The organism is Curtobacterium sp. KBS0715, from assembly GCF_005938005.2.
GTDB lineage: Bacteria > Actinomycetota > Actinomycetes > Actinomycetales > Microbacteriaceae > Curtobacterium > Curtobacterium flaccumfaciens.
The window spans coordinates 78,662-101,459 of sequence record NZ_VCCA02000002.1; the positions used below are offsets into that span (position 1 = coordinate 78,662).

Sequence of the window (22,798 nt, forward strand, 5' to 3'; positions counted from 1 at the left end):
CCAGTTCGAGGGGTTTGTCGGTGGAGCGCTACAGGACGTCGCCCCTGCCGCTGATCTTCAGGGCATCCACGACACCCTTCACCCGCTGCGCGTTCGCGCTGGTGGTGACGAGCAGGGCGTCCGGGGTGTCCACGACGACGATGTCCTCGACGCCGATGAGCGAGATGAGTCGCTGACTGTGCGAGATCACGATGCCGCTCGACGAGTCCGCCAGGATGCGGGCACCGTCCCCGAGCACGGCGAGGTTGTTCGGCCGCCCGCCGGACTGCAGCTTGGCGAGGGAGGCGAAGTCCCCCACGTCGTCCCAGTCGAAGTCACCGGGGACGACCGCCATGCGTCCGGCCGCGGCGGCGGGTTCGGCGACCGTGTAGTCGATCGCGATCTTCTCGAGCATCGGCCAGACGGCGTCGACGACGGCGCCGCGGGCCGAGGTGTCCCAGGCGTCGGCGAGTTCGTTGATGCCCGCCAGCAGTTCGGGCTTCGTGCGGCCGATCTCGGCGAGCAGCACGTCGGCGCGCGCGATGAACATGCCGGCGTTCCAGAGGTAGTTGCCCTGCTCGACGTACGAGCGAGCGGTGTCGAGGTCGGGCTTCTCGACGAACGACTTCACCGCGTGTGCGGTCGGAGCACCCTCGATGCCGAGCGCGACGGTGTCGGCGTTGATGTACCCGAAGCCGATCGCGGGTTCCGTCGGGGTGATGCCGATGGTCGTGACGTAGCCGGCGCGGGCGACGGCGACGGCTTCACGGACCGAGCGGCGGAAACCGCGTGCGTCGCCGATGACGTGGTCGGCGGCGAACGAGCCGATGACGACGTCGGGCTCGCGGCGCACCAGGATCGCCGCGGCCAGGCCGATGGCGGCCGTGGAGTCCTTCGGCTCGCTCTCGAGCACCACGTTGTGGTCCTCGACGCCGGGCAGCTGCGACTCCACCGCGACCCGGTGCGCACGGCCGGTGACGACCATGATCCGCTGGTCGCCGGCGAGCGGCGCCAGGCGGTCCCAGGTCTGCCGCAGCAGCGAGGTGCCGGAACCCGTCAGGTCGTGCAGGAACTTGGGTGCGTCCGCGCGCGACAACGGCCACAGGCGCGATCCGATGCCCCCTGCGGGGATGATCGCGTAGAAGTCTTCGAGAGCGTCAGCCACGCGCTCACCGTACCGGTCCCACCGGGCGGATCCTGGGTGGTCTCCGCACGATTCCCGCATGCGGGCTCCCGCAGCGTTGTTCACCCGGCGCGCGCGTCCCGTTCACGTCGTCGGCCCCGCCGGGTCACGTCACGCCCGGAGCATGGGCAGCACCATGAGCGCACGCAGCGTGGAGCGCGGCACGTCCCCCCGGACCGTCGCCGTCGTGACCGAGAGCTTCCTGCCCACCCTCAACGGCGTGACCACCAGTGTCCTGGCGGTCCTCGACCACCTGGAACGACGGGGTCACCGCGCGGTCGTGATCGCCCCGGACACCCCGGGCCTCGCGCAGTTCCGGTCGCGCAGCGCCGTCGAGCGCTACCGCTCCTTCGACGTCCACCGCATCCCCGCCGTCGCCTACCGGCAGTTCCCGGTGGCACTCCCCCACCCGGTGCTCGACACGATCCTCGCCGCCTCCGGCGCCGACGTGCTCCACGCCGCCAGTCCGTTCCTGTTGGGTGGGCGCGCGATCACGGCAGCCGGGAGGCTCGGCATCCCCTCCGTCGCCGTCTTCCAGACCGACGTGGCCGGTTTCGCCCGCCGCAACGGCCTGACCGCGACCGTCCCGTTGGTGCGGAAGATCCTCGGACGCATCCACGCCGGCGCCTCGCTGACGCTCGCCCCGTCGAGCGCGACGGCCGCGATGCTCGCCGAGGAGGGCGTGCCCCGCGTCGCCCGCTGGGGCCGCGGCGTCGACACCGAGCTGTTCCACCCCGCGCGCCGGTCGACCGGGCACGTGCGGGCACTCCGCCGCCGCCTGGCCCCGAACGGCGAGACCATCGTCGGCTACGTCGGACGCCTGGCCCCGGAGAAGGAGGTCGAGCGGCTCGCCGAACTCGGCGGTGTCCCCGGCATCCGGGTCGTCGTGGCCGGAGGGGGTCCGTCGCGGGCGATGCTCGAACGTCGGCTCCGGCACCTCGACGTCACCTTCACCGGCCCCCTGCGCGGCGACGCCCTCGCCGATGCATACGCCGCGCTCGACCTGTTCGTGCACACCGGTCCGGCCGAGACGTTCGGGCAGACCCTGCAGGAGGCCCACGCCTCCGGCCTGCCCGTGATCGCGCCGGCGTCCGGCGGCCCGCTCGACCTGGTGGCCCCGGGACTCGACGGCGAGCTCTACGACGCCGATGCCCCGCAGGCCCTGCGGCACGCGGTCCTGCGGCTGCACCACGACCGCGCGCTGGCGGAGCGGATGGGTTCCGCCGGTCGGCTCCGGGTCGAGGGAACCACCTGGGAGGCCGTCGGCGACCAGCTCCTCGACCACCACGACACGGCCCGCACCATCGGCGCGCCGCCCGTCGGACGGGGCCTCCGGGCCGGTCGGGACGAGAAGGTCAGCGCCCGCGCATAGGATGGGTCGTGTTCCACACGAACACGAACGGCAAGGGCTCGCCGATCGGGCGAGCCCGTCCTATGGAAGGACGAGCTCATGGCTGAGCACACCGGCGGGGGTACGGCGACCGCGGTGCCCGACGTCTCGATCGAAGCCCCGCGGGCTTCTCGGACGCCACAGGGCACGCTCTACCGCGGTTCGATCGGGATGTGGTCGTGGGTCCTCCACCGCATCACCGGGGTCGCGATCTACTTCTTCCTGCTCGTGCACATCCTCGACACGGCGCTCGTGCGGCTCTCCCCTGAGGCGTACAACGCGGTCATCGGCACGTACAAGACCCCGATCATGAACCTCGGCGAGATCGCGCTCGTCATGGCCATCGTGTTCCACGCCTTCAACGGCCTGCGGATCATCCTGATCGACTTCTGGTCGAAGGGCCCGAAGTACCAGCGGGCCATGTTCTGGATCGTCATGGTCCTGTGGGCGGTGGCGATCGCGGGCTTCCTGCCCCGCCAGCTCATGAACCTCGTCGCGGACTTCAACTGAGGGGCACGAACATGACCACGCAGATCGTCGAACCTCCCCGCTCGGCCGCAGCCGCCCGCAGCACCACCAACTGGGAGAAGTGGGGCTGGATCTACATGCGCGCCTCGGGCGTGCTGCTCGTCGTGCTGATCTTCGGCCACCTCTTCGTCAACATGGTGGCGGGCGAGGGCGTCAAGCAGATCGACTTCGCCTTCGTCGCCGGCAAGTGGGCGAACCCCTTCTGGCAGGTCTGGGACTCGCTCATGCTGGTCCTCGCGCTCATCCACGGCTCGAACGGCATGCGCACGATCGTCAACGACTACGTGTCGAAGCCCGGCATCCGCAGGACGCTCCTCGTCGCGATCCTGGCCGCCTGCGTCGTGCTGATCGTGCTCGGGCTCCTCGTCTGCTGGACCTTCGACCCGTGCCCCGCCGGCGCCGCTGCCGCCGACCTGCCGTCCTTCTGCCCGGCGCAGTAGCACCACCACCGTTGCTGCCCGCGTTCCCACCGTCTACGGAAAGACCCCTGTGACCGAGACCACCGTCCACCACCACCAGTTCGACATCGTCATCATCGGCGCCGGAGGCGCGGGCATGCGAGCCGCGATCGAAGCCGGCCCGAAGGCGAAGACGGCCGTCATCTCGAAGCTCTACCCCACCCGGTCGCACACCGGTGCGGCCCAGGGCGGGATGGCCGCGGCCCTCGCGAACGTCGAAGAGGACTCATGGGAGTGGCACACCTTCGACACGATCAAGGGCGGCGACTACCTGGTCGACCAGGACGCCGCCGAGATCCTGGCGAAAGAGGCGATCGACGCCGTCATCGACCTCGAGAACATGGGCCTGCCGTTCAACCGCACGCCCGAGGGAAAGATCGACCAGCGCCGTTTCGGTGGGCACACCCGCGACCACGGCAAGTCCCCGGTCCGCCGGGCCTGCTACGCCGCCGACCGCACCGGGCACATGATCCTGCAGACGCTGTTCCAGAACTGCGTGAAGCTCGGCGTCGAGTTCTACAACGAGTTCTACGCGCTCGACCTCATCATGGTCGACGTCGTCGGTGACGACGGTGTCACCCGCCAGCAGCCGGCCGGCGTCGTCGCGTTCGAGCTCGCGACCGGTGAGCTGCACGTCTTCCACGCCAAGGCGATGATCTTCGCGACCGGCGGCTTCGGCAAGATGTACAAGACCACCTCGAACGCGCACACCCTGACCGGCGACGGCGTCGGCATCGTGTGGCGCAAGGGCCTGCCGCTCGAGGACATGGAGTTCTTCCAGTTCCACCCAACCGGGCTCGCCGGGCTCGGCATCCTGCTGACCGAGGGCGCCCGCGGCGAGGGCGCAATCCTCCGGAACGCCTCGGGTGAGCGCTTCATGGAGCGGTACGCCCCCACCATCAAGGACCTCGCACCGCGTGACATCGTCGCGCGCTGCATGGTGCAGGAAGTCGCCGAGGGCCGGGGTGCCGGACCGAACAAGGACTACGTGCTGCTCGACTGCACGCACCTGGGTGCCGAGGTCCTCGAGACGAAGCTGCCGGACATCACCGAGTTCGCCCGCACCTACCTCGGCGTCGACCCCGTCGTCGAACCGGTGCCCGTGATGCCGACCGCGCACTACGCGATGGGCGGGATCCCGACGAACGTCAAGGCCGAGGTCCTGTACGACAACACCACCGTCGTCCCGGGCCTGTACGCCGCCGGCGAGTGCGCCTGCGTCTCCGTGCACGGTTCCAACCGCCTCGGCACCAATTCGCTGCTCGACATCAACGTCTTCGGCAAGCGCTCGGGCAACAACGCCGCCGAGTGGGTCCAGACCGCCGAGTTCCTCCCCCTGCCGGAAGACCCGGCGGCCGGCGTCCGCGGCATGCTCGACCAGCTCCGTGCCTCGACCGGCACCGAGCGCGTCTCCGCCCTCCGCAAGGAGCTGCAGGAGGAGATGGACAAGAACGCGCAGGTGTTCCGCACGGACGAGTCACTCGCCCGGGTCACCGAGACCCTGCACACGCTCCGCAACCGCTTCATGCAGGTCTCCGTGCAGGACAAGGGCAAGCGGTTCAACACCGACCTGCTCGAGGCCGTCGAGCTCGGGTTCCTGCTCGACCTGGCCGAGGTCGTCGTCTACTCCGCGCGCAACCGCAAGGAGAGCCGTGGCGGCCACATGCGCGACGACTACCCGAAGCGCGACGACGAGAACTACATGCAGCACACCATGGCGTACCTGACGGGCGACCCGCACTCGTCACTCGCCGACGACCACATCACGCTCGACTGGAAGCCCGTCGTCATCACGCGGTACCAGCCGATGGAGAGGAAGTACTGAGATGACCGACACCCTGGTCTCCGACGCACCCCGCACCGACACCGTGCAGGACGCTCCTCCCGGATCCTTCTCCGTCACGGTCATCGTCCGTCGCTTCGATCCCGACGTCGACGACGAGCCCCGCTGGCAGGACTTCGACGTCATGATGCTGCCGACCGACCGCATCCTCGACGCCCTGCACAAGATCAAGTGGGAGCAGGACGGGTCCCTGACCTTCCGCCGCTCGTGCGCACACGGCGTCTGCGGGTCCGACGCCATGCGCATCAACGGCCGCAACCGCCTGGCGTGCAAGACCCTCATCAAGGACCTCGACGTCTCGAAGCCGATCTACGTCGAGGCGATCAAGGGCCTGCCGCTCGAGAAGGATCTCGTCGTCGACATGGAGCCCTTCTTCCAGAGCTACCGCGAGGTGCAGCCGTTCCTGCAGTCCTCGTCGGCCCCGACGCCCGGCAAGGAGCGCGTGCAGTCCGTCGCCGACCGTGCCCGCTTCGACGACACCACGAAGTGCATCCTCTGCGCCGCGTGCACGTCGTCCTGCCCGGTGTTCTGGACCGACGGGCAGTACTTCGGCCCCGCCGCGATCGTGAACGCACACCGGTTCATCTTCGACTCCCGCGACGACGCCGCGAACGTCCGCCTCGACATCCTCAACGACAAGGAAGGCGTCTGGCGCTGCCGCACGACCTTCAACTGCACCGACGCGTGCCCCCGTGGCATCCAGGTGACGAAGGCGATCTCCGAGGTCAAGCAAGCGATCATGCGCGGCCGGGCGTAGTCCCGGCTCCGTCCAAGGCCCAGCACCACGCCGACCGATAGGCTCCCGACCATGACGTTCGCGGACACCCGCCCCATCCTCGACCAGCTCGGCTATACGACCCGGTACGTGCAGCTCCCCGGCGAGACCCTGCACGAACCGCCGGTCGAGGGGGCGCTCCGCATCGTCCAGACCGACGCCTCCGGCTACGCGCTCGAGGTCGTCGACTACGGCACGGCTCGTCGTCTCGCGCAGGCCACGGGCGAGGACGACGCGGTCGAGATGCTGCGCCGGTTCCTGAACCGTCCGTTCCCGGAGCCGCGCGACATCCCCCGCCACGAGCTCGAGGGGCTCCGCGACCGCGCGGCGTCGACCTACCCGCAGCTCGCGCAGCAGGTCGCACAGGCCGGCGAGCAGGGGCTGACCATCCAGATCCCGGCCGGCGTCCCCGTCGACCGCATCGGTGGCCCGGACGGCTACCTGCTGCACCCGCTCGACACCCCGCTGCCCAGCCGGTCGCTGCCCCCGCACGTGACCTCGTCGCCGGAGACCCACCGGTACGTCGTCGACCGGCCGTTCCTGGTGAACGTCCGCTTCGTCCAGCCGTGGTTCGAGCAGCCGGGCGGGGCCCTGCGCTTCCAGATCGCCGACCCGTCGGCCACCGTGCGTGACCTGGTCGTCGACGGTGCGCTCGTCCGTCTCCGGGTGGTCTGAGCCCTCCGACACACGAACAGCCCGCCCCACGCTCGACGCGTGGGGCGGGCTGTTCTGGTCCGTGGAACTACCGCAGGTCGGGGCGGTCGTACTGCGCGCCGGCCGGGCTCGACGGCAGGCAGCCGAACACGATCGCGGCGGCGCTGACGAAGAGCGCGATGAGCCAGAACGGGCCTGCCAGGTTCGCATCGTGCACGCGACGCCAGCCCAGGGCGATGCCCGGCACGATCGTGGCGAGCCACCAGAGGAAGTAGAGCCCGAGCAGCACGAAGGCGAACGGCGACGGCGCGCTGCTCCCCGTGGGGTTGCCGTACTCGTCGACGGCGCCATTCGCCCCGACCGTCGCGAAGAGGACGGCGTAGAACCCGCCGAACAGCACGATGGTCACGATGGCGTTCGCGAGCACCGCGTACCAGAACTCACTCCGGCTGGCGCGGCCGTCGAACCGGGCGTACTTCTTGAAGAACCGGGTGAACGCGTCGAGGAACCCGATGCCGTACCACGGTGCCCAGAGCGGCGGGACCCCGTCGGGACCGAGCGGGATCGGCTGCGCGAACTGCGGGTACGGGTCGGCGTACGGCTGCTGGTACGGCTGCTGTCCGGAGCCCGGCTGCTGCCCGTACTGCGGCTGTTGCCCGTACTGCGGCTGCTGCCCGTATCCCGGCTGCTGCCCGTACCCAGGCTGCTGCCCGTGGCCCGGCTGCCCCTGCGACTGGTCGCCGTCCGGCTGGCCCCACTGGGGCAACCCGCCGTTGCTCATCGGTTCGTCTCCGGCCGGTCGTACCGTGCGCCCTGCGGGTTCGACGGCAGCAGGCCGAAGACGATGCCGGCGACGCCGATGAACAGCGCGATGATCCAGAGTGCCCCGGAGAGGTTCGCATCGTGCAGGCGTCGCCAGCCGAGGGCGAGCGACGGCACCAGGGTCGCGAGGCCCCAGAGCGCCAGCAGGACGAGCAGGACCCAGAAGACCGGCGGGACCGGATCGACCACGGTGATCTCGTTGCCGTAGTAGTCGACGGTCCGGCTGTTGAGCGTGGCGAGGCGGATGACGGTGCCGATGGCCACGAGTGCGCCGGTGACGATCGTGTTCGCCAGGAACCACCACCAGAACTCGCTCCGGCTCGCACGGCCGCTGAACGTGGCGTACTTCGCGAAGAAGCGCGCAACTGCCTTCGGGAACGAGATCCCGTACCACGGGGCCCATCGCGGCGGCGTCCCCGCGGCGTCGGTCTGCCGACCGGGCTGCTGCGGGGGCGCCCACTGCTGCGTGCTCTCGGTCATCGGGCGCCCTGCGGACGGTCGAAGCGCGCACCCTGCGGGTTCGAGGGCAGCAGGCCGAAGACGATGCCGACGATGCCGACGAAGATCGCGATGATCCACAGCGCGCCCGTCAGGTTCGCGTCGTGCAGGCGGCGCCAGCCGAGGGCGAGCGTCGGGACGATGATCGCGAGGCCCCAGAGCAGGAACAGGATGCCCGAGATGACGAACAGCGCGGACGGCTCGGTGACGGTGGACTGGACGCTGGCCGACGTCGAGGACGACATCGACACGGTCGAGCGCTCGGACGTCGCGAAGCCGATGCCGTACAGGATGCTGAGGACGATGCCGACGATCGCGTTGGCGAGGTACCACCACCAGAACTCACTCCGGCTGGCACGACCGCTGAACGTCGCGTACTTCTTGAAGAAGCGGCCGACGGCCTTGCCGAACGAGATCCCGTACCACGGTGCCCAGAGCGGCGGTTCGCCGTTCGGTCCGGTCGGCGGCTGCTGGCCGTACTGCGGTGTTCCGCCGTACTGCGCTGCGCTGCCGAACTGGGCGTTCGGCTGGTTGTTCGGATCCTGCGGGTACTGGTCGCTCACGTGGTCCCCCTCGAGTGTTGGCCGATGTTCACGGTCAAGTGAACCAGAACTCCTGAGGGGCCGTCAGAACCGGTACCGCGCGTCAGCCCTGCAGCGGACGGTCGTACTGCTGCCCCTGCGGGTTCGACGACATCAGGCCGACGATCAGCGAGAACAGGATGCCGATCGGCGGGATGACGAACACCAGCGCGAGCAGGCCGCTGAGGTTCACGTCGTGCAGCCGTCGCACGGTCAACGCGATGAAGCCGAGCGCGCAGGCCAGGCTCCAGAGGCTGCCGAGACCGTCCGAACCGTCGTCGACGAACGGCAGCACGTTGAACCCGTTGCCGATGATGCCCGCTGCCACCGAACCGATGAGGTACCAGAGCGCCCAGAACCAGTACTCCGACTGGCTGGCCCGGCCGTCGAACCGCACGTACTTCTTCCAGAAGCGCACGAAGGCCTGGGGGAACGGGATGCCGTACCAGGGTGCCCAGAGCGGCGGCTCGGACCTGCCGCCGCTGGGCCGGCCCGGACCGGGCTGCGCGGACTGGGCGTACGGGTCCCGGGTCGGGTACTGGTCGCTCATCGGTGGGTTCCTTCCGGCTGTGGCTGTCGGTCCACACAGAGTGTGGCACTCCCCCGAGCCGGCGAGCGTCATCCGTGCGGACGACTCCTCTCCCGACCGTGCACCTGACCCGACCGTGCGGTCAGGGCAGGAGCGCGAGCTTGCCACCGGGGTGCCCGGACTCGAGCAGTTCCGCCGCCGCCTTCGCCTCAGCCAGCGGGAAGGTCCGCGCCACCGGGACCTCGAGCTGTCCGGCGCCGGCGAGGTCGATGAGCCGCTGCCGCACCGAGTCACGGAACGCCTTGCTGGCCGGCTGTGCGCCGCCCACCGCGGCGATGCCGTCCGATGCGGCCCGCGCCTGCGCGGCGATCGTCACGATCCGTGACCGGTCCGCGACCAACGCGAGCGAGACGTCGACGGCCTCGTCGGTGCCGACGCAGTCCAGTGCCACGTCGATCCCGGACGGTGCGAGGTCACGGACACGCGCCTCCAGGCCGTCGCCGTACGCGACCCATTCGCCACCGAAGCGTCGCACGACGTCCGCACCACGTTCCGACGCGGTGCCGATGACGCGGGCGCCGAGCAGCCGCAGCTGCTGGAGCAGGCTGACGCCGACCGCGCCCGAGGCGCCGTGCACCAGGACGGTGTCGCGCCCCTCGGCGCGGGTGACGCGGAGCATGTCGGCGGCGGTCGAGCCGGCGAGGAGCAGGTTCGCGGCCTCCGGGAAGCCGAGCGACGCTGGTTTCGCGAAGACGTCGGCCGCGGGCACCGTGACCGACTCGGCCCAGCCACCGCTGATGCGGAACGCGAGGACCTCGTCACCGACCGCTCCCCCGCCGGACGCGATCTGCGTGTCGGGGCCGACGGCGGACAGGACGCCGGCGACCTCGTACCCGACGGCGATCGGCAGGTCCGCGGGGTCGCCCTGGCGGGTGTGCTTGGTGTCGGCCGGGTTCATGCCGGCGGCGCGGACGGCGATCGTGACCTCGCCGGGGCCGGGCGCCGGCACCTCGGTGTCGACGGACTCCAAGACTTCGCTGCCGCCGAACCGTGGGGCCACCCAGTGCTTCGTCATGCGGTCGACGGTACGCGTCGCGACCCCGGAACGGACAGGAGGCCCGTCACCAGCTGGTGACGGGCCTCCTGTTCGTGGGTGCTGACGTCGTCAGGCGCGCGCGGACCGAATCCGCTCGGTGAACGCGGCGTGCAGCGGGTGTTCCGCAGCGAGACCGGTGATCTGCGTGGCCACGTCCGCGTCGGACGCATCCGACGCCAGCAGCGCCTGCAGTTCGACGCTCTGCTCGTCGTCCGCGACGTCGAAGCGGAGCGCCGCGGCCATCGCGTCGAGGAGCGCCGTGGGCTCGGTGCCGTCCTCGGCCAGCGCGGCGGCGGGCGAGACGAACCGCTCGTCGCGCGACAGCTTGCGGAGCGGCTGGCGCCCGACGCGGGTCACCGTGTCGGGCAGGTGCGGGTTCTCGAACCGGCCGATGATCGCCTGCACGTACGCGCGGTGCACCTCGGGGTCGAGCTCGTGCCGGCGGATGAGCAGGTCGCTCGTCTCGGCGAGCACGGACTCGAGCTCGGAGCGCACGGCGGGGATCGCGATGGCGTCCGAGATCTTGTCGGCCCCGGCGACGAAGCCGTGGTACGCGACCGTGGCGTGCCCGGTGTTCACCGTGAAGAGCTTGCGCTCGATCGACGCGGCGAGGCCGTCGACGTAGTGCGCGCCGGGGATCTCCGGCTCGTTCCCACCGAACGGCGTGCGGTCGATGGCCCACTCGAAGTAGGTCTCGACGGTCACGTCGAGTCCGCCACCCTCGGGCTGCGCGGGCACGATGCGGTCGACGGCGGTGTTCGCGAAGACGGCCTTGGCCAGGGCGGCGTCGCGGCCGTCCTCGGGCAGGGCGGCGACGATGAACTCGCGCAGCCGGTCCGTGGCGTTCAGCGCGTTCTCGCACGCCATGACGGCGATCGGTGCGGCGTCCGCGTCACGGGCGACGAGCGCGCGCGCGATGACCGGGGCGATGAACTTCAGGACGTTCGGGCCGACGGCACACGTGACGATCGCTGCGGTCGCGATCTCGGCGACCACGCCGTCCTCGTCCTGCGCGCTGTTCAGTGCGCGGAAGTTCGTGACCTCGTGGTCCTGGGCACCGGCCCCGACCTCGTGCACGGTGTACGAGTCGGCCGCTGCCAGGGCATCGATGAGCGGGGCGGCGACGTCGGCGAAGACGACCTCGTACCCGGCCTCGTGGAGCAGGAGCCCGACGAAGCCGCGGCCGATGTTGCCGGCGCCGAAGTGGACGGCGGTGCTGGTGCTCACTCGTTGACCTCGCCGAGGATAGACAGGATCGCAGCGGTGTCGGCGGCGTCGGTGAGCTTCTGGACCTCGTCCTCGTCGGAGAACACGATCGCGATCTTCGACAGGATGTCGAGGTGCTCGTTGTTCACACCGGCGATGCCGACGACGAAGCGCACGGGGTTGCCGTCCCAGTCGATCGGGCTGGCGTAGCGGATGAACGACAGGGCGGACGACTTGATCGCGTCCTTCGCGTCGTTGGTGCCGTGCGGGATGGCGAGGAAGTTGCCCATGTAGGTGGACACGCTCTTCTCACGCTCGAGCATGGCCGGGTAGTAGTCGGCCGTGACCGCGCCCGCAGCCTCGAGGATCTCGGCCGCCTCCTTCATCGCTTCCGACTTGGTCGGCGCGGTGTCCTCGGTGTGGATGCGGATCTGGCTCTCCTGCAGGACGGGCATCGGGGGTTCTCCTTGTGTTGAGGACGAGATGGAGGGGACGGGTCAGCCCCGTCCCCTCCGATACTGCACTTCGTTACTGGTTGTGGCGTTACTGGTTCTTCAGCTGCTCGACGACCTGGTCGTACTGCGGAGCGTTCATGAAGTTGCCGACCGACACGTGCTGCGCGTTCGGGTTCTTCTGCTTCGCGCGGTCCGTCAGTTCTTCCTGCGTGATGATCAGGTCCTCGTCACCGGACAGGTTCGCAATCGCCTTGTTGGAGACCGTGACCCCTTCGATGCCCGCCTTCTTGATCTTGTTGCGCAGGACGCTGGCGCCCATCGCGCTCGAGCCCATGCCGGCGTCGCAGGCGAAGACCAGGTTCTGGACCTTCGTCGCCGTCGCCGTGCTCGCCGAGCCGACGCCGCCGAGGGAGGCCTCGGCCTCTTCCTCGTTGGCCGGGGAGTTGTTGCCGAGCAGGCCGGCGGTCGCCGCGTTGACGTCGCGGCCCTTGTTGGCCTGGAGCTTCGCCATGGCGGCGCTCATGTCTCCGTCGTTGCCTGCGGCGCGGTCGCGCTTGCGGGTGGCGAGGAGGAAGAACGCGGCGACCGCGAACGTCACCGCCGCCGAGAACACGACCGACAGGATGACGCCGACGAAGCTGTCACGGGGCGTGTTGCCGAGCACCGCGATGATCGAGCCCGGAGACGCCGGAGCGGTCAGGCCCGAGTTGAAGATGACGTTCGTCAGCACGCCGGTGCCACCACCGAGGATGACGGCGATGAACAGGACCGGCTTCTGCAGCACGTACGGGAAGTAGATCTCGTGGATGCCACCGAAGAACTGGATGATGATCGCGCCGGGAGCGGTCGAACGGGCGATGCCCATGCCGAAGAAGGAGAAGGCGAGCAGGATGCCGAGGCCCGGACCGGGGTTCGCCTCGAGCAGGAAGAGGATCGACTTGCCCGACTCCTTGACCTGGTCGACGCCGAGCTGGTCGAGCACACCGTGGTTGATGGCGTTGTTCAGGAAGAACACCTTGGCCGGCTCGATGAAGACACTGGCCAGGGGCAGGAGGGAGTGCGTGATGAGGAACTCCACCGCGACACCGAGCGCGTCGGCGATACCGGTGAAGACCTTCGACAGCCAGAAGAACCCGGCCAGGAACAACCCGAACCCGAGGATGCCCGCGGAGTAGTTGTTGACCAGCATCTCGAAGCCCGGCTTGATCTTGCCGTCCCACAGACGGTCCATCTGCTTGACCAGGTAGGCACCGAGGGGGCCACAGATCATCGCGCCGAGGATCATCGTCGTGCCGGAGCCGAGGATGACACCCATCGCGAAGATCGAACCGACGACGGCACCGCGGGTCTCGTAGACCATGCGGCCACCCTGGATCGCGATCGCGAGCGGGATGAGGTACGTCAGGATCGGGCCGACGACGCCGACGACGCTCCCGTCGCGGGAACCGCCGAGCGCCGCGACCGGCGTCCAGCCATCCGGGATGAAGAAGGCCGTGATGATGCCCCACGCGATGAAGATCGCGATGTTGGGCATGACCATGCCGGAGAGGAACGTGCCGAACTTCTGAACGGCGACGCGTGCGCCGCCCCGCGACTTCGCGGGTGCGTCGGGCGCTGCAACGGACGACGTTGTCATGTGCGGTGACTTTCTGTGTGGTGGAGCTGCTGCGTGGTGATGGGAGGGGTGGTGCTGGGGGTGGTGGCTCAGGCGGCGTGCACCGCGGACGCGGCAGCGGACTTCGCGGCCGCCGCCGTGCTCGCGGCGAGTGCCGCCGTCGCCATCTCGCGGGCCTGTTCGAGCGTGTAACGACCGAGTTCGGCGCGCACGTCGGCCAGAGCCGCGGGGGTCATCGACAGAGTGGTGGCGCCGAGACCGACCAGGACGACGGCGAGCAGCGGGTCGGCTGCTGCCTCACCGCAGATCCCGACGGCCTTGCCGGCGGTGGCGCCCGCGGTGCCGAGCTGCGCGACGAGGCGCAGGACGGCGGGGTGCCACGGGTCCTGGTAGGACGCGACGGTACCGAGCATGCGGTCGGCGGCCATCGTGTACTGGGTCAGGTCGTTCGTGCCGATCGACACGAAGTCCGCGTTCTGGAAGACCTGCTCGGCCATCAGCGCGAGCGACGGCACCTCGGCCATGACACCAGCGGTGCGGATACCGAGTTCGCGGGCGAGGGTGACGAAGTACTCGGTCTCCTCGGCGTCGGCGACCATCGGGGCCATGACCCAGAGGTCGGCCTCGGTCGCGGCGTCGGCCTGCGCGAGCGCGGTGAGCTGGTCACGCAGGACCTCGGGGTGGTTCCGCAGGGCACGCAGGCCGCGGCGCCCGAGGGCCGGGTTCTCCTCGTCCTTGTCGGTGAGGAACGGCAGGGGCTTGTCGGCGCCGGCGTCGAGCGCGCGCACGACGACCTTCTTGCCGGGGAACGCCGCGAGGAGTTGGCGGTACGACTCGGTCTGCTCGTCGACCGTGGGGGCCTTCGGCGAGTCGAGGAAGAGGAACTCGGTGCGGAAGAGCCCCACGCCCTCCGCACCGAGAGCAACGGCGCCGGCGGCGTCGGCGGGGCTGCCGAGGTTCGCGAGCAGGGGCACGACGTGGCCGTCGGCGAGCGCACCCGCGGTGAGCGGTGCTGCTGCGGCGGCGAGGCGGTCGGCGATGCGCTGGTCGACCTCGGCCACGAGCGCGTCGGACGGGTCGGTCGAGACGGTGCCGGCCACGGCGTCGACGACGACGTGGACGCCGTCGGCCAGGTCGTCGGCGCCGGTCACACCGACGATGGCGGTGATGCCCTTTGCACGGGCGAGGATCGCGGTGTGCGAGGTCGGGCCGCCGTCACGGGTGACGAGCGCCAGGACCTTCTCGAGGTCGAGCAGCGCGGTGTCCGCCGGGGCGAGGTCGCGGGCGACGAGGACGAAGGGGGTGTCCGACTCGGGGACACCGGGGGCGTGCACGCCGCGGAGCTTGGCGATGATGCGCTGGGCGACGTCGTCGAGGTCGGCCGCGCGCTCCCCCATGTAGCCGCCCATGCCGACGAGCAGTTCGCGGAACTGGGCGAACGCCTCGTACACGGCGCGCTCGGCGTTGGTGCCGCCGTCGATGCGGGTGTGCACGTCGTCGAGGAGCGTCGGGTCCTGCGCCATGAGCGCCTGGGCCTCGAGCACGGCCTGTGCGTCGCCACCGGCCAGCTGCCCGCGCTTGTTGAGGTCGTCCGCCACGGCGGCCAGCGCGTCGTGCACGGCCTGCTTCGCGTCGTCGGCCGAGCCCACCAGGGCGTCCTTCGACGGTTCGCCGAGCGGGTCAGCCATCCGGAGCACGGGGCCGTGGGCAACGCCACGGCCGACGCCGGTGCCGAGCAGTTCGGACATTCGAGACTCCTTCATCTCACACGCGCTTGCGGTGGGGTGGATCGTTCGGTGCACACGACACGGGAACGGACCACGCCCGTGCGGCTGAGCAGCACACTACCCCGCTTCGCGTTGACAAACAAACACATCCGGGGATAAAAATACAGAAACAGATGCCCGTTTGCGTCTGGCGGATCGAACGCAGGGGACGACATCGCGGATGTCGTGCCCGAGCTTGTCCGTTCCGTTCCGACCCGAGACGACGAGGTCCGATGTACGCACCAGAACGCCACCAGCGCATCGTCGAGCAGGCGCGCGCGCATGGCCGGGTGGACGTCAAGGACCTGGCCGAGTTGCTCGCCGTCACGCCCGAGACCATCCGCCGCGACCTGACGAGCCTCGAGCGCCGCGGCCTCGTCCGTCGTGCGCACGGCGGTGCGATCCCCGTCGAGCGGATCACCCTGCACCCCGGCGTCGGCGACCGTGGCGGCATCAACCAGACCGAGAAGATGGTCATCGCCGAGGCCGCCCTGGCGGAACTGCCGGAGAACGGCTCGATCATGATCGATGCCGGCACCTCGACCATCTGCCTGGCCGAGCTGCTGCCGACCGACCGCGGGCTGACCGTCGTCACGCACTCGCTCCCCGTCGCCACCGCCGTCGCGAACCGCCCGGGCATCGACCTGCACCTGCTCGGCGGCAACATCCGCAGCGACTCCCTGGCCGGCGTCGGCACCTGGACGCACCAGCTCATCGGCATGGTCAGCGTCGACGTCGCCTTCATCAGCATCAACGGCATCACGCCGGAGCGCGGCCTGACGACCCACAACATGGCCGAGGCCGCCGTGAAGAGCGCGATGATCAAGTCCGCACGACGGAGCATCCTGCTCGCCGACCACACCAAGTTCGGCCGCGAGGAGTTCGGTCGCGTCGCCCCGCTCGCCGCGATCGACACGATCATCACCGACCCCGCCGTCAACCTCGACCTGGTCCGCGAGGTCGAGGCCGCCGGCACCGAGGTCTTCTGGCCCGGCCGACCCTGACCGCACCCCGTTCCCGCCCACCCAGCGCTCGCTAGCATGAGCCAACCACCCATCGACAGGAGTACATCGATGTCCGAAGCCACCCGCACCGTGACCGTCGCCAGCGCATCCGGCCTGCACGCTCGCCCCGCATCCCTCTTCGTCCAGACCGTGACGGCGTCGGGGCACCAGGTCACGATCGCCAAGGGCGACAAGTCCGGGAACGCCGGCAGCATCCTCGCCCTGCTCGGGCTCGGCATCGAGAACGGCGACGAGGTCACCCTCACCGTGTCGGGCGACGACGCCGAGACCACGGCGGACAGCCTCGTCGAGTTCCTCAAGACGGACCACGACGCGGCCTGATCGCGCAGGTCGCGTCCTGCACGCGACCACAGAGCGGACGGGAGGCACGGTGCCAGCTGGCACCGTGCCTCCCGTCCGTCCTTGGGGGCGTCCAGGGCTGTCGGCACCCGCCGATAAGGTGTTCTGCATGACACGCCTGCGCCTCGCATCCGTCAACGTGAACGGCGTCCGCGCCGCCTTCCGCAAGGGCATGGGCGACTGGCTCGCCACCCGCGACGTCGACGTGCTCGCCCTGCAGGAGGTCCGCGCGTCGAGCGACGACCTCGCCGGTCTGCTCGGTGACGAGTGGGACGTCGTGCACGACCCGGCGACCGCGAAGGGCCGGGCCGGGGTGGCGATCGCCTCGCGGCACTCCGCGCAGATCCACCGCGTCGCACTGGGCGCCGACGACTTCGACTCCGCCGGCCGCTGGCTCGAGGCCGACTACGAGATCGGCGGGACGACCGTCACGGTGGTCTCCACGTACGTGCACTCGGGCGAGGTCGACACCCCCAAGCAGGACGAGAAGTGGAAGTTCCTCGACGCGATGACCGAGCGGCTGCCGGCGCTCCGCGAACACAACCCGCTCGCCGTCGTCGTCGGGGACCTGAACGTCGGGCACGACGAGCGCGACATCAAGAACTGGAAGGGCAACGTCAAGCGAGCCGGCTTCCTGCCGCGTGAGCGCGCCTACTTCTCGCGGTTCTTCGGCGCCGACGGCGAACCGGTCGAGGGTGCCGACGGCTCCACGGGCCCCGGGCTCGGATGGGTCGACGTGGGCCGCGCCCAGGCCGGCGACGTCGACGGTCCGTTCACGTGGTGGTCGTGGCGCGGTCAGGCGTTCGACAACGACACCGGCTGGCGCATCGACTACCAGATGGCGACGCCCGACCTGGCCGCCAAGGTCACGGAGTACACGGTCGACCGCGCCGCGGCGTACGACCAGCGATGGTCCGACCACGCCCCCGTGGTCGTCGACTACGAACTCTGACCCTCTTCTCTCGCTTCACCTGACGCACCGGAGCACCACCATGACCAAGACCCGCATCTTCTCGGGCATCCAGCCGTCCGCCGGATCGCTGCACCTCGGCAACTACGTCGGGGCGCTCATGCAGTGGAGGACCCTGCTCGACGACTACGACGCCATCTACTGCGTCGTCGACATGCACGCGATCACCTCACCCCAGGACCCGGCCGAGCTCCGCGCGAACACCCGGGCCACCGCTGCGCAGTACATCGCGTCGGGCATCGACCCGTCCAAGGCGACGCTCTTCGTGCAGTCGCACGTGCCCGCGCACGCCGAACTCGCCTGGGTGCTGAACACCCTGACCGGCTTCGGCGAGGCGAGCCGGATGACCCAGTTCAAGGACAAGTCGGCACGCCAGGGTGCCGAGGCCGCGTCGGTCGGGCTCTTCACATACCCGATCCTGATGGCCGCGGACATCCTGCTCTACGACACCAGGGTCGTGCCGGTCGGCGACGACCAGCGCCAGCACGTCGAGCTCACGCGTGACCTGGCCGGACGCTTCAACTCGCGGTTCGGTGACACCTTCGTCACGCCCGAGGCACGGATCCTGACCGAGACCGCGCGCATCTACGACCTGCAGGACCCGACCAGCAAGATGAGCAAGTCCGCAGTGTCGGACAACGGCCTCATCCGCCTGCTCGACGACCCGAAGCGCACCGCCAAGAAGATCAAGTCGGCCGTCACCGACGCCGAGCGCGAGATCCGGGCCGACCGCCAGGCCAAGCCCGGCGTGACGAACCTGCTGTCGATCCTGTCGGCGTTCACCGGCACCTCGATCGCCGCGCTCGAGGAATCGTTCGCCGGCAAGGGCTACGGCGACCTGAAGGGCGAGGTCGCCGACGCCGTCGTGGCCGAGCTCGAACCGGTCCGCGCCCGCACACTCGAACTCCTCGACGACCCGGCGGAGCTCGACCGGCTGCTCGCCGTCGGCGCCGATCGCGCCGAATCGATCGCGCAGGAGACCCTGGCCCGCGTCTACGACCGCATCGGGTTCGTCCCGCGGTCGCGCGGCTGACCGTGCAGCCCGTCACGCTCGAGTCGGCGCGGGTCCGGCTCGACCTCCCCACCCGCGCCGACACCGCGGCGATCACCGAGGCCTGCCAGGACCCGGAGATCGTCCGGTGGACAACGGTGCCGACGCCGTACCGCGAGCAGGACGCCCGCACCTTCGTCGACGCCCTGGTCGGACCGGGGTGGGCCTCGGACCGCGAGTACACGTGGGCGATCCGACCGGCCGGTTCGACGTGGCTGGCGGGCATCATCAGCTACCGCACGGCCGGTCGTGACCTCGGGTTCTGGCTCGCACCGTCCGCGCGCGGTGCCGGGCTCATGCACGACGCCGTCCGGCTCGTGGTCGACTGGGCGTTCGAGCAGGGCGCGCCGGACGTCTACTGGGAGTGCTACGAGGGCAACACGGCCTCGGCGGCGGTCGCCCGCGCGGCCGGGTTCTCGTACACCGGCCTCGGCGCAGCCCGGGTGCCGGACCGGGACGGCGGCCCGACCACGGCGTGGACCGCACTGCGACGCGCCGACGGTGTTCCCACCTCCGAGCTCCCGTGGCCCAGCGCCTGAACGCGCTCACAACCGTGGTGACGTGTCACCCAACCACCGCCGGTAGGCTCGGCCCGTGAGCGACACGGCACGACCCACCGAGGTCCGGGCGATGCGCCGCGGGCTCGAACTCGCGGCCCTCGGGCCCGCCGTCGGCGACCACGCCCGCGTCGGCGCAGTGATCCTCTCGCCCACCGGTGAGGTTCTCGCCGAGGGGTGGCACAAGGGCGCCGGCACCCCGCACGCCGAGGTCGACGCGATGGCCAAGGTCGATCCGGCACTGCTGCGCGGCGCGACGGCGGTCGTCACCCTCGAACCCTGCAACCACGTCGGGCGCACCGGACCGTGCGCCGTGGCACTGCTCGACGCCGGGATCGCCCGGGTCGTCTACGCGATCGACGACCCCGGAGCCGACGTGCACGGCGGCGCCGACCGACTCCGCGCCGCCGGGGTGCAGGTCGTCTCCGGCGTCCTGGCCGACCAGGCCGAGGCGTTCCTCGAACGGTGGCTGCTCTCGGTCCGGCTCGGCCGACCGTGGGTCACCGTGAAGTGGGCCTCCAGCCTCGACGGGCGCGCCGCCGCTGCCGACGGCACGAGCAAGTGGATCACCGGCGCCGCCGCACGACAGCACGTCCACGAACAGCGCGCCGCCCACGACGCGATCCTCGTCGGCACCGGCACCGTCCTGGCCGACGACCCGAGCCTGACCGCCCGCGGGGACGCCGGCGAACTGCTCGCCGACCAGCCGCTCGCCGTGGTGCTCGGTGACCGCCCGGTGCCGGCCGACGCCGCGGTCCGTCGGCACCCGCGCGGGCTCGTCACCCTGCCCGGACACGACCTGGCCACCTCGCTCGGTGCGCTGCGCGGGCACGGCGTGCACTCGGTGTTCGTCGAGGGTGGCCCCACGGTCGCCTCGGCGCTCATCGCCGCCGGACTCGTCGACGAGTACCTGGTGTACCTCGCCCCGGTGCTGCTCGGCGGACCCCGTGTCGCCCTCGACGACCTGGGGGTGGGAAGCATCTCCGACCGTCGGCGGTTGGACGTACTATCGACCACCAGCCTCGGCCCCGACCTGCTGGTACGAGCCCGACCGCACCGTCCGCAGCACCAGAACCAGCACCAGCACGACCGCCAGCAGCAGCACGACGCGACACCCGGGCTCGGGAACGACGGGCCCACGAACGACCGGAGCACCCCATGACCGATGCGCTGACCTCGCCCACGCCGGGAAGCCCGGTCAAGTTCGAGGTGTCGACGAACGTGCCGACCACCCACGGCACCTTCCAGATGCGCGCCTACCGCGACCTCGTGACGAGCGCGGAGCACGTCGCGATCATCGGCACCCTGCCGGACGGCTCGATGCCGACCGACGGCGCGCTCGTCCGGGTGCACTCCGAGTGCCTGACCGGTGAGGCCTTCGGGTCGCTCAAGTGCGAGTGCGGCCCCCAGCTCGACGCCGCGCTCGACACGATCGCGGCCGAGGGCGGTGTGGTCATCTACCTGCGCGGGCAAGAGGGCCGCGGCATCGGTCTCATCAACAAGCTCAAGGCCTACCGCCTGCAAGAGGACGGTCTCGACACCCTCGACGCCAACCTCGCGCTCGGCCTGCCCGCCGACTCCCGCGCCTACGGCGGCGCCGCGGGCATCCTCGCCGACCTCGGGATCACCCGCGTCCGGCTGCTGTCCAACAACCCGGAGAAGCGCCGCCAGCTCGAGGAGCACGGCATCACCGTCGACTCCCTCGTGCCGCTCGTCGTCGGCATCTCGGCACAGAACGCCGGGTACCTCGACACCAAGCGCGACCGGATGGGCCACCAGCTGCCCGAGCACCTCGAAGCGGGTGCCGGCGCGGGCGCCTGAGCACGCGCCGGCAACGGACGCTGCAGCCAGCTGACTCTGGGCTGATTCGCAGGCAGACGACATCTGTCGTATGATCGGGCTTCCGTCACAAGCGGCCCCCCCTCAGCCGAACGCACCCGATCGGTGCCCGCGCCACCCCGCGCGAACCGATCGGTGTCCGCCGTTTCGGATCCTCGTGTTCCCCGTCGGGAGCACGCAGCACGGAAGACCCCGCACTGTCATGACCGCCGCCCCGGCACCCGCAACCCCCACCTCCGCTCCGGCACCCGCCGGCAACCCGCGCTCCCGCGTCGTCATCGCAAGCCTCGTCGGCACGTCGATCGAGTTCTACGACTTCTACGTCTACGCGACCGCCGCGGTGCTCGTCTTCCCGACGCTGTTCTTCCCGAACGAGGACCCGACGGCCTCGCAGCTGTCCTCCTTCGTCACGTTCGCCCTGGCGTTCTTCGCCCGGCCGGTCGGGTCGATCGTCTTCGGACACTTCGGCGACCGGATCGGCCGCAAGACCACCCTCGTCGCATCGTTGCTCGTGATGGGCACCGCCACGTTCCTGATCGGCTGCCTGCCGACGTTCGACACCATCGGGGTCTGGGCCCCGGTCCTGCTCGCCGTGATGCGCTTCGCCCAGGGCGTCGGGCTCGGCGGCGAGTGGTCCGGCGCGGCCCTGCTCGCGACCGAGAACGCGCCGAAGGGCAAGCGCGGCGTGTTCGGCTCGATGCCGCAGCTCGGTGCCCCGATCGGCTTCCTGCTCGCGAACGGCCTGTTCATCGCGATCAACGCGGCGATGCCCGCCGGCGCAGACGGGACCCCGAACGCCGACTTCCAGGCGTGGGGCTGGCGCATCCCGTTCCTGCTCTCCGCCGTGCTCGTCATCATCGGCCTCTACGTGCGCTTCAAGCTCGTCGAGTCGCCGGTGTTCCGCGGTGTGCAGGAGTCCGGCACGGTCGCGAAGGTCCCGCTCGGCCGGGTGTTCCGCACCTCGTGGCGGGCGGTCATCATCGGCACCTTCGGCATGGTCGCCACCTACGTGCTCTTCTACTTCCTGACGACCTTCACCCTGCAGTACGGCACCACCGGCACCGAGAACAGCCCGCTCGTCCCGAAGGTCGGCCTCGGCTACACCCGTGGCGAGTTCCTGACGCTGCTCATGATCGGCGTCGTGTTCTTCGGCATCTTCACCCCGATCGCCGGGCTGCTCGCCGACAGGTTCGGCCGCCGCAAGACCCTCATCCCGACCACGATCGGCATCGCGCTGTTCGGCCTGACGTTCCAGTTCTGGTTCGCGGCGTCGAGTGGGCCGATCACCGTGGTGACGTTCCTCGTCGTCGGGCTCTCGCTGATGGGGCTGACCTTCGGTCCGATGGGTGCGCTGCTGCCCGAGCTGTTCCCGACGAACGTCCGGTACACCGGCTCGGCCATCGCGTACAACGTCGCGTCGATCCTCGGTGCGTCACTCGCCCCGACCATCGCGTTGGCACTCTGGAAGCCGGACGGCAACATCTTCCTGGTCGGCCTGTACCTGACGATCGCCGCGGTCGTGACCCTGGTCGCGCTGCTCTTCGTGCGCGAGACGAAGTCGAAGGACTTCGCCGACGCCTGATCGGCGACCACCTGACGGACGGGAGGCCCGGTGCCAGCTGGCGCCGGGCCTCCCGTC

The 22,798-nt window shown here is 70.2% G+C and carries 23 protein-coding genes and 1 pseudogene; 14 read left to right on the plus strand and 10 right to left on the minus strand.

The genetic code is table 11. The features are described from left to right. Window positions 1-28: 28 nt before the first annotated feature. Entirely contained in the window at window positions 29-1,144 is a 1,116-nt protein-coding gene (locus FFG40_RS16815; protein WP_138803780.1) for a mannose-1-phosphate guanylyltransferase, read from the minus strand. Window positions 1,145-1,298: 154 nt separating this feature from the next. On the opposite strand from FFG40_RS16815, the gene FFG40_RS16820 reads away from it, so the two are divergent. From FFG40_RS16820 to FFG40_RS16845, 6 genes are all read left to right on the plus strand, one after another. Further along, window positions 1,299-2,534 (plus strand): glycosyltransferase family 1 protein, encoded by a 1,236-nt coding sequence (locus FFG40_RS16820; protein WP_231495703.1) that lies wholly within the window; start codon window positions 1,299-1,301, stop codon window positions 2,532-2,534. Between the two features lie 78 nt (window positions 2,535-2,612). After that, complete coding sequence (sdhC, locus tag FFG40_RS16825; protein ID WP_017888739.1) at window positions 2,613-3,062, plus strand: succinate dehydrogenase, cytochrome b556 subunit; 450 nt, start codon at window positions 2,613-2,615, stop codon at window positions 3,060-3,062. Window positions 3,063-3,073: 11 nt separating this feature from the next. Beyond that, window positions 3,074-3,520, plus strand: coding sequence for a succinate dehydrogenase, hydrophobic membrane anchor protein (gene sdhD / locus FFG40_RS16830; protein WP_138803781.1), 447 nt, complete (start codon window positions 3,074-3,076; stop codon window positions 3,518-3,520). Between the two features lie 49 nt (window positions 3,521-3,569). Continuing rightward, the gene (gene sdhA, locus FFG40_RS16835; RefSeq protein ID WP_027466445.1) at window positions 3,570-5,363 is read left to right on the plus strand and encodes a succinate dehydrogenase flavoprotein subunit; all 1,794 of its coding nucleotides are present in this window, start codon (window positions 3,570-3,572) and stop codon (window positions 5,361-5,363) included. A 1-nt stretch (window position 5,364) separates the two neighbouring features. Further along, window positions 5,365-6,138 (plus strand): succinate dehydrogenase iron-sulfur subunit, encoded by a 774-nt coding sequence (locus FFG40_RS16840; RefSeq protein ID WP_071244286.1) that lies wholly within the window; start codon window positions 5,365-5,367, stop codon window positions 6,136-6,138. Between the two features lie 51 nt (window positions 6,139-6,189). Continuing rightward, window positions 6,190-6,831, plus strand: a complete 642-nt coding sequence (locus FFG40_RS16845; protein WP_071244287.1) for a TNT domain-containing protein — start codon at window positions 6,190-6,192, stop codon at window positions 6,829-6,831. Window positions 6,832-6,898: 67 nt separating this feature from the next. Here the strand turns inward: FFG40_RS16845 and FFG40_RS16850 are convergent, their stop codons facing one another. The 9 genes from FFG40_RS16850 to ptsP all read right to left on the minus strand — a co-directional run bounded on the left by FFG40_RS16850 (window position 6,899) and on the right by ptsP (window position 15,360). After that, window positions 6,899-7,591, minus strand: coding sequence for a DUF805 domain-containing protein (locus FFG40_RS16850; protein WP_138803782.1), 693 nt, complete (start codon window positions 7,589-7,591; stop codon window positions 6,899-6,901). After that, window positions 7,588-8,112 carry a DUF805 domain-containing protein gene (locus FFG40_RS16855; RefSeq protein ID WP_138803783.1) on the minus strand — a complete coding sequence of 175 codons (525 nt, stop codon included), beginning with the start codon at window positions 8,110-8,112 and terminating at the stop codon, window positions 7,588-7,590. The genes FFG40_RS16850 and FFG40_RS16855 overlap by 4 nt, the downstream gene beginning before the upstream one ends. Next, entirely contained in the window at window positions 8,109-8,693 is a 585-nt protein-coding gene (locus tag FFG40_RS16860; RefSeq protein ID WP_138803784.1) for a DUF805 domain-containing protein, read from the minus strand. The genes FFG40_RS16855 and FFG40_RS16860 overlap by 4 nt, the downstream gene beginning before the upstream one ends. Window positions 8,694-8,775: 82 nt before the next feature. Then, window positions 8,776-9,261 carry a DUF805 domain-containing protein gene (locus FFG40_RS16865; RefSeq protein ID WP_138803785.1) on the minus strand — a complete coding sequence of 162 codons (486 nt, stop codon included), beginning with the start codon at window positions 9,259-9,261 and terminating at the stop codon, window positions 8,776-8,778. Window positions 9,262-9,382: 121 nt separating this feature from the next. Next, the gene (locus tag FFG40_RS16870) at window positions 9,383-10,315 is read right to left on the minus strand and encodes an NADP-dependent oxidoreductase (RefSeq protein WP_138803786.1); all 933 of its coding nucleotides are present in this window, start codon (window positions 10,313-10,315) and stop codon (window positions 9,383-9,385) included. A 90-nt stretch (window positions 10,316-10,405) separates the two neighbouring features. Continuing rightward, the gene (locus tag FFG40_RS16875; RefSeq protein WP_138803787.1) at window positions 10,406-11,563 is read right to left on the minus strand and encodes a mannitol-1-phosphate 5-dehydrogenase; all 1,158 of its coding nucleotides are present in this window, start codon (window positions 11,561-11,563) and stop codon (window positions 10,406-10,408) included. Further along, window positions 11,560-11,997 (minus strand): PTS sugar transporter subunit IIA, encoded by a 438-nt coding sequence (locus FFG40_RS16880; protein WP_071244331.1) that lies wholly within the window; start codon window positions 11,995-11,997, stop codon window positions 11,560-11,562. The genes FFG40_RS16875 and FFG40_RS16880 overlap by 4 nt, the downstream gene beginning before the upstream one ends. Before the next feature lie 88 nt (window positions 11,998-12,085). Beyond that, window positions 12,086-13,633, minus strand: a complete 1,548-nt coding sequence (locus FFG40_RS16885; protein WP_027466425.1) for a PTS mannitol transporter subunit IICB — start codon at window positions 13,631-13,633, stop codon at window positions 12,086-12,088. A 68-nt stretch (window positions 13,634-13,701) separates the two neighbouring features. Next, on the minus strand, window positions 13,702-15,360 hold the full coding sequence (gene ptsP, locus FFG40_RS16890) for a phosphoenolpyruvate--protein phosphotransferase (protein WP_138803788.1): 1,659 nt from the start codon (window positions 15,358-15,360) through the stop codon (window positions 13,702-13,704). 251 nt (window positions 15,361-15,611) lie between these two features. On the opposite strand from ptsP, the gene FFG40_RS16895 reads away from it, so the two are divergent. The 8 genes and pseudogenes from FFG40_RS16895 to FFG40_RS16930 all read left to right on the plus strand — a co-directional run bounded on the left by FFG40_RS16895 (window position 15,612) and on the right by FFG40_RS16930 (window position 22,741). Continuing rightward, a complete protein-coding gene (locus FFG40_RS16895) occupies window positions 15,612-16,382 on the plus strand; it encodes a DeoR/GlpR family DNA-binding transcription regulator (RefSeq protein ID WP_138803789.1) in 771 nt (256 codons plus the stop codon). Between the two features lie 69 nt (window positions 16,383-16,451). Beyond that, window positions 16,452-16,724 carry an HPr family phosphocarrier protein gene (locus FFG40_RS16900; RefSeq protein ID WP_022905912.1) on the plus strand — a complete coding sequence of 91 codons (273 nt, stop codon included), beginning with the start codon at window positions 16,452-16,454 and terminating at the stop codon, window positions 16,722-16,724. 127 nt (window positions 16,725-16,851) lie between these two features. Further along, window positions 16,852-17,694 carry an exodeoxyribonuclease III gene (locus FFG40_RS16905; RefSeq protein ID WP_138803790.1) on the plus strand — a complete coding sequence of 281 codons (843 nt, stop codon included), beginning with the start codon at window positions 16,852-16,854 and terminating at the stop codon, window positions 17,692-17,694. 40 nt (window positions 17,695-17,734) lie between these two features. Further along, the gene (gene trpS, locus FFG40_RS16910; protein WP_138803791.1) at window positions 17,735-18,745 is read left to right on the plus strand and encodes a tryptophan--tRNA ligase; all 1,011 of its coding nucleotides are present in this window, start codon (window positions 17,735-17,737) and stop codon (window positions 18,743-18,745) included. A gap of 2 nt (window positions 18,746-18,747) precedes the next feature. Next, a complete protein-coding gene (locus tag FFG40_RS16915; RefSeq protein ID WP_185974250.1) occupies window positions 18,748-19,302 on the plus strand; it encodes a GNAT family N-acetyltransferase in 555 nt (184 codons plus the stop codon). A 91-nt stretch (window positions 19,303-19,393) separates the two neighbouring features. Then, window positions 19,394-20,482: a bifunctional diaminohydroxyphosphoribosylaminopyrimidine deaminase/5-amino-6-(5-phosphoribosylamino)uracil reductase RibD gene (gene ribD, locus FFG40_RS16920; RefSeq protein ID WP_250898861.1), complete on the plus strand. Its 1,089-nt coding sequence runs from the start codon at window positions 19,394-19,396 to the stop codon at window positions 20,480-20,482. A gap of 29 nt (window positions 20,483-20,511) precedes the next feature. Then, window positions 20,512-21,141 (plus strand): annotated as a pseudogene (gene ribA, locus FFG40_RS16925) (GTP cyclohydrolase II); the annotation flags it as partial. 220 nt (window positions 21,142-21,361) lie between these two features. Continuing rightward, on the plus strand, window positions 21,362-22,741 hold the full coding sequence (locus tag FFG40_RS16930; RefSeq protein ID WP_138803794.1) for an MFS transporter: 1,380 nt from the start codon (window positions 21,362-21,364) through the stop codon (window positions 22,739-22,741). Window positions 22,742-22,798 lie beyond the last annotated feature (57 nt).